The sequence below is a fragment of the Usitatibacter rugosus genome (assembly GCF_013003965.1).
Lineage (GTDB): Bacteria > Pseudomonadota > Gammaproteobacteria > Burkholderiales > Usitatibacteraceae > Usitatibacter > Usitatibacter rugosus.
Genome location: NZ_CP053069.1, coordinates 3,233,462 through 3,243,895, shown reverse-complemented (window position 1 = coordinate 3,243,895; position 10,434 = coordinate 3,233,462). Strand labels below are relative to the sequence as shown.

At 66.9% G+C, this 10,434-nt stretch carries 8 protein-coding genes; 7 read left to right on the top strand and 1 reads right to left on the bottom strand.

Annotated elements, in window-relative coordinates:
* The first annotated feature begins 53 nt into the window (after window positions 1-53).
* The 4 genes from DSM104443_RS15300 to DSM104443_RS15285 all read left to right on the top strand — a co-directional run bounded on the left by DSM104443_RS15300 (window position 54) and on the right by DSM104443_RS15285 (window position 3,672).
* Window positions 54-704: a Crp/Fnr family transcriptional regulator gene (locus DSM104443_RS15300; RefSeq protein WP_171096560.1), complete on the top strand. Its 651-nt coding sequence runs from the start codon at window positions 54-56 to the stop codon at window positions 702-704.
* A gap of 70 nt (window positions 705-774) precedes the next feature.
* Window positions 775-1,485 (top strand): Crp/Fnr family transcriptional regulator, encoded by a 711-nt coding sequence (locus DSM104443_RS15295; RefSeq protein ID WP_171093716.1) that lies wholly within the window; start codon window positions 775-777, stop codon window positions 1,483-1,485.
* Window positions 1,486-2,077: 592 nt separating this feature from the next.
* A complete protein-coding gene (locus DSM104443_RS15290) occupies window positions 2,078-3,130 on the top strand; it encodes an alpha/beta fold hydrolase (RefSeq protein ID WP_171093714.1) in 1,053 nt (350 codons plus the stop codon).
* Window positions 3,127-3,672, top strand: coding sequence for a GNAT family N-acetyltransferase (locus DSM104443_RS15285; protein ID WP_171093712.1), 546 nt, complete (start codon window positions 3,127-3,129; stop codon window positions 3,670-3,672). Before DSM104443_RS15290 ends, DSM104443_RS15285 begins: the two co-directional genes overlap by 4 nt.
* 17 nt (window positions 3,673-3,689) lie before the next feature.
* Here the strand turns inward: DSM104443_RS15285 and DSM104443_RS15280 are convergent, their stop codons facing one another.
* Window positions 3,690-4,370, bottom strand: a complete 681-nt coding sequence (locus DSM104443_RS15280) for a TetR family transcriptional regulator (RefSeq protein WP_171093709.1) — start codon at window positions 4,368-4,370, stop codon at window positions 3,690-3,692.
* A 125-nt stretch (window positions 4,371-4,495) separates the two neighbouring features.
* Between DSM104443_RS15280 and DSM104443_RS15275 the strand changes: the two genes are divergently transcribed.
* From DSM104443_RS15275 to DSM104443_RS15265, 3 genes are read left to right on the top strand one after another with little or no spacing between them, the layout of a single operon-like run.
* Window positions 4,496-5,785 (top strand): efflux RND transporter periplasmic adaptor subunit, encoded by a 1,290-nt coding sequence (locus DSM104443_RS15275; protein WP_171093706.1) that lies wholly within the window; start codon window positions 4,496-4,498, stop codon window positions 5,783-5,785.
* 9 nt (window positions 5,786-5,794) lie between these two features.
* Window positions 5,795-9,016 carry an efflux RND transporter permease subunit gene (locus tag DSM104443_RS15270; RefSeq protein WP_171093704.1) on the top strand — a complete coding sequence of 1,074 codons (3,222 nt, stop codon included), beginning with the start codon at window positions 5,795-5,797 and terminating at the stop codon, window positions 9,014-9,016.
* A complete protein-coding gene (locus tag DSM104443_RS15265; RefSeq protein WP_171093702.1) occupies window positions 9,013-10,422 on the top strand; it encodes an efflux transporter outer membrane subunit in 1,410 nt (469 codons plus the stop codon). The genes DSM104443_RS15270 and DSM104443_RS15265 overlap by 4 nt, the downstream gene beginning before the upstream one ends.
* Window positions 10,423-10,434: the final 12 nt, after the last annotated feature.

The window sequence follows — 10,434 nt, the reverse complement described above, 5'->3', positions numbered from 1 at the left end:
CCCCCAGATCCAACCAGCTTCTTGCAGCCCTCTCCGCCGTCGAGCTGAAGCGCATGAGCCGCCGCCTGGAGAAAGTCCCGATGGGGCTGGGAGAGGTCCTCTACGAATCGGGCCGCCACGTGGATCACGTGTACTTTCCGGCCGACTGCATCGTGTCGCTGCTCTACGTGCTCGAGAACGGCGCCTCGGCGGAGATCGCCGTGGTGGGCAACGAAGGCGTCGTGGGTGTTTCCATCTTCATGGGCGGCGAGACCACGCCCAGCCGCGCCGTGGTGCAGAGCGCGGGCTCGGCCTACCGCCTTCCGGGGCAGATGATCAAGGACGAGTTCATCCGCGGCGGTGCGATGCAGCACCTGATGCTGCGCTACACCCAGTCGCTGATCACGCAGATGGCGCAGACCGCGGTGTGCAACCGCCACCACTCGGTGGACCAGCAGCTTTGCCGCTGGCTGCTGCTCAGCATCGACCGCCTGCCGACCCCCGAGATCACGACGACCCAGGAGCTCATCGCCAGCATGCTCGGCGTGCGGCGCGAAGGCGTGACGGAGGCCGCGGGCAAGCTGCAGAAGGCCGGCGTCATCCGCTACCGGCGCGGCCACATCAGCGTGCTCGACCGGCCGCGGCTGGAAGCGATGTCGTGCGAATGCTACGAGGTCGTGCGGCGCGAGACCGCGCGGCTGCTGCCGATCGTCGCTCCGCACTGACGGCGGACTATCTTCGCGAAGGGTGCGGTAGCGCGCAGACCGGCAGGACCGTTTTGCCCTAGCGTGCGCCATGGTCCGTTCCGCGCAAGCTGCCTCGATCACCAACCGCCTGCTCGACCGCCTGGTCGTGCGCGAGCGCAACCACATGCTCGCCCGATGCGAGCAGGTGGACCTTTCGCTGGGCCAGGTGCTGGCCGATCCGGGCGGGGCGATCCCCGACGTCTACTTCCCGGCGGGCAGCTACATCTCGCTGCTGAAGCCCATGGACGGCAAGCACATCATCGAGGTCGCGCTCGCCGGCAACGAGGGCTTCTACGGCGTTCCGGTCGCGCTGGGCGTCGATGTCTCGCCGGTGCACGCGACAGTGCAGGGCGCGGGCCCCGCCTGGCGCATGAGTGCCGTGGCGTTCCGCCGAGAGCTCGCGCGGAGCCCCGCGATGCGCGACAGCGTCGACCGCTACATCCACGTCCTGATGACGCAGCTGATCCGCACCTCGGGCTGCAACCGCTTCCACGTCGTGGAGAAGCGCGTGGCACGCTGGCTCCTCATGACGGCGGATCGCGCGCACTCGACCACCTTCCACATCACGCACGAGTTCCTCGCGCGCATGCTCGGCGTGCGGCGGGTCGGCATCACCGAGGCGGCCGGGGCGCTCCAGTCGCGACGGCTCATCGGGTACACACGTGGCGTGTTGTCCATCCTCGACCGGAAGGGGCTGCAGACAGCCTCGTGCTCGTGCTACCGGGCCGATGTCGCGGCCTACGTCGCTGCGCTGGGGTGACGCTACGGCGGAGGACGGGGGTCGGTAGGACTTTTTTCTCGTCGGGGCCTTGACCGGGCTTGAGGGCTGGATGGTCTCGGACGGTATGGGTTCTGCGGCGGGATTCGAGTCGAGGATTTCACCGTACTTCGGCGCGAAAACGTTGGGGACAGCGCCACTGCCCCGAGCGAGAAAAGAAGTCCTACGCGCACCCCCGTCCTCCCCACCGTGCACGCCGATGGCGCGCATCGATCGAGTGAGCCGAGAGAGCCTGCAAGTGCCGACGTACTCGTACGCGAGGGTTGGATGCATGACCTTCGTGGCGAGCAGTTTGGGCACGATGCCATCGACAGCATCGCGTTGAGTGGGGAGGAGGGGGTACGGTAGGACCTCTTTTCTCGCTCGGGGCAGTGGCGCTGCATCCAACGTGTTCGAGCCGGAGTGCGGTGCAATCCTCGACTCGAATCCCGCCGTAGAACCCACACCGTCCGACACGACCAAGCCCTGAAGCCCGGTCAAGGCCCCGACGAGAAAAAGGTCCTACCTACCCCCTCCTCCTCCCCGCCACCGAAGGAGTGGCAAAATCGACCCAAACAACGAGGAGAGATCAAACATGCGTTTCGCGAACATCCTGTCATTGGCGCTCGCCGCACTCACCCTGAACGCGTTCGCTGCTGACTTCCCCGCCCCCAAGGAAGGCATCTACGTCGCGCGCGACTTCAAGTTCAGCACCGGCGAGACGCTGCCCGAAGTGAAGCTCGCATACCGAACGATCGGCGAACCGACCGGTGAGCCGGTGCTCGTGCTGCACGGCACGGCAGGCTCGAGCGCCAACATGCTGACGCCGGCGTGGGGCGGCGAGCTCTTCGGGGCTGGGGCACCGCTCGATGCCACGAAGTACTACCTCATCATTCCCGACGCGATGGGTCACGGGAAGTCGTCGAAGCCTTCCGATGGACTGCGGACGAAATTCCCGAAGTACAACTACGACGACATGGTCGTGGCGCAGCACCGCCTGCTCACCGAGCACCTGAAGGTGAAGCACCTGCGGCTCGTGATCGGCAACTCGATGGGCGGCATGGAGACGTGGATCTGGGCGCAGAAATATCCCGACATGATGGATGTCGCGGTTCCGATGGCGTCTCTGCCCAGCGAGATGGCGAGCCGCAACTGGATGATGCGCCGGCTCATCATCGACTCGATCCGCAACGACCCCGAGTGGATGGACGGCAACTACACGAAGCAGCCGAAGAGCGCGCAGTTCGCCTCCGTCTTCTTCGGCATCGCCACCAACGGCGGCGACCTTGGCTACGCGAAGACGGCCGCCACGCGCGAGAAGGCCGATGCGCTGCTCGACGCGCGGCTGAAGGCGCCTTTCCCCGCGGATGCGAACGACGTCCTCTACCAGTGGGATTCGTCGCGCGACTTCAACCCCTCCGCGGGCCTGGAGAAGATCAAGGCCACGCTGCTCGCCATCAACGCCGCGGACGACGAGCGCAACCCGCCGATCGTCGGAACGCTCGACCGCGAGATCAAGCGCGTGAAGAACGGCCGCGTGCTGCTGATCCCCGCCTCGAACGAGACGACGGGCCACGGCACGACGGGCAACGCGAGGTTCTACAAGAAGGAGCTTGCGGAGCTGCTGCAGTCCGCGCCGCGGATGTGATCGAGCTCGAGACGCCGCGCCTGCTGCTGCGGCAGTGGCGCGATTCAGACCGCGATCCCTACGGGGCGCTGAACGACGACCCCGCGGTCATGGAGTTCTTTCCGGCGCGCCTGTCGCGCGCGGCCAGCGACGAAGCCATCGACGCCATGAGCCGGTCGATCGCCGAGCGCGGCTGGGGCAACTGGGCGGTGGAGATCCGGGAGACGGGCGAGTTCATCGGCTTCACCGGCCTCTCGGTGCCGAAGCGCGTGCTGCCGTTCTCGCCCTGCGTCGAGGTCGGATGGCGGTTGGCGAAGGCACATTGGGGGAAGGGCTATGCGACGGAAGCGGCGACCGCTTCGCTGCGGGCGGGATTCGACACGGTCGGGCTGGAAGAGATTGTCTCGTTCACCGCGCTCATCAACCTGCGCTCCCGTGCGGTGATGGAGCGCATCGGCATGAAGAACGCGAACGCGGATTTCGAGCATCCCGGCGTGCCCGAAGGCAACGCGCTCCGCATGCACTGCCTCTACCGGATCTCCGCGGCGGACTTCGCGAAATAAAGAGGGTCTGACCCCAATTACTTGACGGACTTCAACCGCGCGCGGGGCGCGGGCTTGCTGCGCGGCTCCTGCGCCGTGACCGGCGTGGACTGCAGCCCGCGGAAGTAGATGTCCACCAGCGATTCCGCGTGGCGCGAGAGCGAGAAGCTCTTGGGATCCAGCACCCAGTTGGCGATGAGGCCCGAGACCAGCGACATGGCGCCGATGGCCGCTTCCTTGGCGCTCACCGACTTGGGCAGGTAACCCTGCTCGATGCATGCGTGGAAGCCCGCCTCGATGGAGCCGAGGCATTCCTGCTGGCTGGCGATGTGGCGCTCGCGGACGCCCGCGGCATCGCCGACGTATTCGCACTTGTGGTACGCGATGTCGAAGACGCGCTGCAGGTGCGCGTCCCTCGCGGTGCGCTGCAGCACCTCGATGGTGGCCAGGCGGAGGATGGCGAGGGGATCGGTGGCGCCGGCCTGCGTGGCGCGGTCGAGCATGGCCTCCACGGGGAGAACCACCCGGTCCATCATCGCGTCGAAGAGATCCGCCTTGTCCTTGAAGTGCCAATAGATTGCACCCCGCGTGCAGCCGGCGGCGTGTGCAATTTCTTCCAGCGACGCGTGGGCGACGCCTTTTTCGTGGAAGACCTTCTCGGCCGCGTCGATGATGGTTTCGCGCGTGGCCTGGGCCTCTTCCTTGGTGCGACGGACCATGCCTTATCCTTCGGGTTGCGGCGCTGCAACAAAATAAGCGTTGACATACATTCACGCTTGTATGTAATTTAGCATACATTCACCGCTGTATGTAAACCCCCTCGGTTCTTGTGGAAATCCCCGCCATGGCCTCGTTCAAGCCCTCCCTCGCGCTTCCCTTCCTCTTTACCGTCGTGGCCCTGCTGGTGCTGCTCACGGCCTGCGGCCCCAAGGGCCCGCAGCACGCCGGGGGATTCCCGCCCGGGGTCGTCGCGGTGAAGGAAGTGCAGCCGCGCACCGTGAACGTGGAGTTCGAATATCCCGCGCAAACGGCGGGATCGCGCGAGGTGGAAGTGCGCGCCCGCGTCACCGGCATCCTCGTGAAGCGCAATTACGTCGAGGGCTCGACGGTGAAGGCCGGCCAGTCGCTGTTCCAGCTCGATGCCGCGCCGTACGAAGCCGTGCTCGCCCGCACGGATGCGGATGTCGCCGCCGCCGAGGCTCGCCTCGGTGCCGCCGCGCGCAACGCCAAGCGCTACAAGCCGCTCTACGAAGCCAAGGCCGCGTCGCAGAAGGACTACGACGACGTCACCTCCGCGGAGGAAGTCGCTGGCGCGGATCTCAAGGCCGCGAAAGCCCGCCAGAACGAAGCGCGCCTGAACCTCCTCTGGACGCACGTCGAGTCCCCGGTCTCCGGCGTCACCAGCCGTTCGCTGAAGAGCGAGGGCAGCCTCGTCTCCGGACCGGATGTGCTGCTCACCACCGTGAGCCAGTACGACCCGATCTACGTGAACTTCGGCATCTCGGAATCGGAGCAGCTTCGCCTTCGCGGCGAAGTGGCCGCCGGCAAGCTCGTGCTGCCGAAGGACGGGCGCTTCGACGTCACCGTGAAGCTCGAGAACGGCAAGGTCTATCAGGCGCCGGGCAAGCTCACCTTCAACGACGTGCGCGTGAACAACACCACGGGCACCTCGGACGCGAGAGCGGAGCTTCCCAATACCGCGGGCGAGCTTCGCCCCGGCCAGTTCGTGCGTGCCGTCCTCAAGGGGGCGCAGCGTCCCAACGCCATCACCGTGCCGCAGCGCGCGGTGATGGAGATGCCGCAGGGCAAGCTCGTCTATGTCCTCGGCGCGGAGAGCAAGGCGGAGCCGCGTCCCGTCACCGTCGGCGATTGGGTCGGTGACGAGTGGGTGATCGAATCGGGCCTGAAAGCCGGCGACAAGGTGATCGTCGATGGATTGATGAAGGTCTATCCCGGAGCGCAGGTGCAGGTGGGCGACCCGAATGCCGCGCCGCCCGGAGCGCCCGGCGCCCCCGGCAAGGGTGGACCGCCGGCCAAGGACGCGAAGGCGGAGCCCGCGAAGGCGGAGCCCGCGAAGGCCGAGCCCGTCACCCCCGCGAAGGCGGGGGCCCAGCCCAAAGAAGAAAAGAAGTAGGAGACCGCCATGTTCTCCCGCTTCTTCATCGACCGACCTATCTTCGCGATCGTCATCGCGCTGTTCATCACGCTGGCGGGCATTGCGTCCATGCGCATCCTGCCCATCGCCCAGTATCCGGAGATCGCGCCGCCCGTCGTCACGGTCACGGCCGTCTATCCCGGGGCTTCCGCCGCGGTGCTGGAATCCACGGTCGCGGCACCCATCGAGAACACGCTGAACGGCGTCGAAGACCTCCTGTACATCAGCTCCGCGTCGTCCTCCAACGGCACGGTGCAGATCCAGGTCACCTTCAACATCGGCGCGGATGTGGACAAAGCCGCGTTGAACGTGAACAACCGCGTGAAGCAGGTCGAGCCGCGCCTGCCGCAGGAAGTGCGCCGCCAGGGCGTCACGGTGGAGAAGGGCTCGTCGTCGTTCCTGCAGGTGATCGCGGTGTATTCGCCCGACGGACGCTTCGACGACTTCTACACCTCCAACTACGTCACGCTGAACGTGCTGGACCAGGTGAAGCGCATCCCCGGCACCACCAACGTGCAGATCTTCGGCGCCAAGGACTACGCGATGCGCATCTGGCTCCGGCCGGACCGCCTCGCCGCGTTGAAGCTCTCGCCGGGCGATGTCATCCGCGCCGTGAACGAGCAGAACGCGCAGTTCGCCGCCGGCAAGATCGGCGAGCCGCCCACGGGCGGCGGCACGGAGCTCGTCTACACCATCACCACCAAGGGTCGCCTGCAGGACCCGAAGGAATTCGAGCAGATCATCATCCGCGCGAATCCCGACGGCTCGCGCCTGCGGTTGGTCGATGTGGCACGCGTCGAGCTCGCGTCCAAGGACTACAGTTTCACCGGCCGTGTCAGCAACAAGCCGGCCACGCTGATCGGCGTCTTCCTGCAGCCGGGCGCCAACGCGCTCGAGGTGGCGAAGCAGGTGAACGCCACCATGAAGGGCCTGGAGGCCAAGTTTCCGCAGGGCCTCACGCAGGTCGCCGTGTACGACACCACGCGTTTCGTCGAAGTGTCGATCAACGAGGTGATCCACACGCTGCTGATCGCGATGGTGCTGGTCTTCGTCGTGGTCTACGTGTTCCTGCAGAACTGGCGCGCCACGCTGATTCCGTTCGCCACCGTGCCGGTCGCGCTGTTCGGCGCCTTCGCCGGCCTGCTGGCCCTCGGCTACTCCATCAATACGCTCACGCTCTTCGGCATGGTGCTCGCCATCGGCATCGTGGTGGACGACGCCATCGTCGTCATGGAGAACGTCGAACGCATCATGCGCGAGGAGGGGCTCGAGCCCCGAGAAGCCGCAATCAAGGCGATGAACGAAGTGACGAGTCCGATCGTCGCCATCGTCCTCGTGCTTTGCGCGGTGTTCATCCCGATCGCGTTCCTGGGCGGCCTCACGGGCGAGCTCTATCGCCAGTTCGCGGTCACCATCTCCATCGCCGTGGTGATCTCCGGCATGGTCGCGCTGATGCTCACGCCGGCGCTGTGCGTGATGGTCCTGCGCCCGCACGACGAAGCGCATGAAGCCCGCTGGGCCCGCTGGTTCAACCGCAACTTCGCCAAGGCGACCGACCGGTACGAAAACGGCGTCGCCTGGATGATCCGCCGCGGCGGCCTCGTGCTGGCGCTCTATGCCGTGATGATCGGCGTCACCGCGTTCTTCTTCTGGCGCACGCCCACCTCGCTGGTGCCGGAGGAGGACCAGGGCTTCTACATCGCCGCGGTGATCCTGCCGGACGGCTCGTCGCTCGAGCGCACGGACAAAGTGGTGCAGCAGGTTGTCTCGTCCGTGCTCGAGAACAAGAACGTCGAGAACGCCGTTGCCTTCACGGGCTTCGATTTCCTCGGCGGCACCTACCGCAACAACGCGGCCACGATCTTCTTCCCGCTGAAGCACTGGAAGGACCGCAAGGTCCCGGTGCAGGCGCTGGTGGGCGAATACTTCGGCCGCACCATGGGCATGAAGGAGGGCCTCGCCATCGCGTTCAACGCTCCGGCCATCTTCGGCCTGGGCACGGCGGGCGGCTTCGAGGTCTACATCCAGAACCACGGCGAAGGCGGTCCCAAGCGCCTGGCCGAGGTGAAGGACCAATTCGTCGCCGCCGCCAGCAAGGATCCGCAGCTGGGCATGATGCAGACGCTGTGGCGCCCCAACGTGCCGCAGCTTTTCGTCGACGTGGACCGCGAGAAGGCCAAGGCCTACGGCGTCTCGGTGGACGAGGTCTTCAACACCCTCGCCGCCACGCTGGGCACGTACTACGTGAACGACTTCAACAAGTACGGCCGCACGTGGCAGGTGCTGATGTCGGCCGAGCCGGGCTACCGCAAGCGCCCGGAGGACGTGGGCGCCGTGTACGTGCGCAGCGACAAGGGCGAGATGATCCCGGTGAGTGCGTTGGCGCGCATCGAATACATCAGCGGCCCGGACACACTCGAGCGCTACAACAACGCGCAGGCCACCAAGATCTTCGGCAGCGGGGCTCCGGGCGTGAGCTCGGGCCAGGCGATCGAGGCGGTGGAGCGGCTCGCGAAGACGCTGCCGCCGGACTTCAGCATCGACTGGACGGGCGCCTCCTTCCAGGAGAAGCGCTCGTCGGGCAGCTCCAGCATCGCGCTCGTCGCCGGGGCGTTCATGGCCTTCCTCATCCTCGCGGCGCAGTACGAAAAGTGGTCGCTGCCGCTCTCCGTCATCCTCGCGGTGCCGTTCGGCATGTTCGGGGCGCTGCTGGCGATCACGCTGCGCAGCATGATCGGCGAGACGCAATACACGAGCGACGTGTACTTCCAGATCGGCCTCGTCACGCTGATCGGCCTCGCCGCGAAGAACGCGATCCTGATCGTGGAATACGCGCTGCTCAAGTCCCAGGAGGGCCTGTCATACTCGGCGGCGGCGCTGGAGGCGGCGCGATTGCGCTTCCGGCCCATCCTCATGACCTCGCTCGCGTTCATCTTCGGCGTGCTGCCGCTCGCCATCTCGTCCGGCGCGGGCGCGGGTGCCCGCCAATCGGTCGGCACGGGCGTGATGGGCGGCATGCTGGCGGCCACGTTCCTCGCGATCTTCTTCGTGCCGTACTTCTACAAGCTGGTGATGGAGCGCAAGCTCGGCGAGTCGCGCTCGAGCGAAGAGCTGAAGCAGGAAGCCGCGCACCACCGCGAGTTGCAGCAGCACAAGGCCGGGTCGCACTCCGTGGTCCACGGCATGCAACGGCCGGAGGGTCCGCAATGAACAAATTTCCTGGGTCCCTGTCTGCACGGGGACGGCTCGTAGTCGCGGTGACGCTCACCGCTCTCCTCGCCGCCTGCACGGTAGGCCCCGACTACGAGCGTCCGCCGGTCGAGCTGCCCGGCAACCTCGGCGTGCCCTCGACCAACGCGACCACGGTGCCGGACCAGTGGTGGAAGGTCTTCAACGACGCGGTGCTGGATTCGCTCGTGGCCGAAGCGCTCGACGCCAACCGGGATCTCAAGGCCGCCGCGGAGCGCATCGAGCAGGCACGGGCGCAGTTCACCATCACGCGCTCGGACCAGTTCCCGCAGGCCGGTGTCGGGTTCGACAAGAGCCGCGACAAGGCCTCGGCCGTGGGCCCGTTCCCGCTGCCGTCGGATGCGATCTACAGCGACACCAACCGCCTCGTGCTCCGCGCGAGCTGGGAGCTGGATTTCTGGGGCAAGTACCGCCGTGCGACGGAAGCCGCGAAGGCGGAGCTCGCGGCCACCGAAGCGGGACGCGATGCGATCCGCAACACCCTCGTCGGCGACGTGGTGCGCGGCTACTTCGCGCTGCGCGCGCTGGATGAAGGCGCGGCGATCGCCGAGCGCACGCTCGTGGGCCGCAGCAAGGGCCTCGAGCTGCAGCAGCTGCGCTACGACTCCGGCATCGTCGGCGAGCTCGAGCTGAACCAGGTCCGCTCGGATGTCGAGGGCGCCCGCGCGCTCATCCCCGCGATCTACCAGCGGCGCCTGCGCCAGGAGGGCGCGCTCGCCGTGCTGCTCGGCCGCAGCCCGCGCGAGGTGTTCACTGCCCGCGTCGAACGCGGCATCACGTACGACGCCGTCGTCGAAGTGCCGGCCGCACTGCCGTCCGACCTGCTGCTGAGGCGGCCGGATCTCCGCCAGGCGGAGGAGCGCCTGAAGGCCGCCAACGCGCGCATCGGCGTGGCCCGCGCGGCGTACTTCCCGTCCATCTCGCTCACCGGCTTCTATGGCGGCGAGAGCCAGCAGCTCTCCGATCTCTTCAAGGGTCCGGCGCGCGTCTGGTCGGTGGGCGGCAACCTGCTGCAGCCGCTCTTCGCCGCGGGGCAGATCCGTGGCGGCGTGGATCTCGAGAATGCCCGCACGCGCGAGGCGGCGCTGCTGTACGTGCAGGCGATCGCCAATGCCTTCCGCGAGACCCGCGAGGCCATCGCCGCGCAGAGCAACACGCGCGAGATCCTCGAGGCGCAGCGCAATCGCGAGAAAGCGCTCGCACGTTCGCTGGAGCTTGCGCGGCTGCGCTACGACAACGGGGTGTACAGCCTCTTCGAGCTGCTCGAGACGGAGCGCCAGTTGCTCGCCGTGCGTCTCGAGGCGGTGGATGCGGAGCGCGATCGACGTAGCGCCATCGTGGATCTCTACCTGGCTCTCGGAGGGTGAAGGTTGGGAAGG

Bases quoted from the DNA above. Each gene is read 5' to 3' on its own strand.
- DSM104443_RS15275 (WP_171093706.1), top strand. From the start codon at position 4,496: ATGGCCTCGTTCAAGCCCTCCCTCGCGCTTCCCTTCCTCTTTACCGTC.
- DSM104443_RS15270 (WP_171093704.1), top strand. From the start codon at position 5,795: ATGTTCTCCCGCTTCTTCATCGACCGACCTATCTTCGCGATCGTCATC.
- DSM104443_RS15265 (WP_171093702.1), top strand. From the start codon at position 9,013: ATGAACAAATTTCCTGGGTCCCTGTCTGCACGGGGACGGCTCGTAGTC.
- DSM104443_RS15280 (WP_171093709.1), bottom strand. From the start codon at position 4,370: ATGGTCCGTCGCACCAAGGAAGAGGCCCAGGCCACGCGCGAAACCATC.
- DSM104443_RS15295 (WP_171093716.1), top strand. From the start codon at position 775: ATGGTCCGTTCCGCGCAAGCTGCCTCGATCACCAACCGCCTGCTCGAC.
- DSM104443_RS15300 (WP_171096560.1), top strand. From the start codon at position 54: ATGAGCCGCCGCCTGGAGAAAGTCCCGATGGGGCTGGGAGAGGTCCTC.
- DSM104443_RS15290 (WP_171093714.1), top strand. From the start codon at position 2,078: ATGCGTTTCGCGAACATCCTGTCATTGGCGCTCGCCGCACTCACCCTG.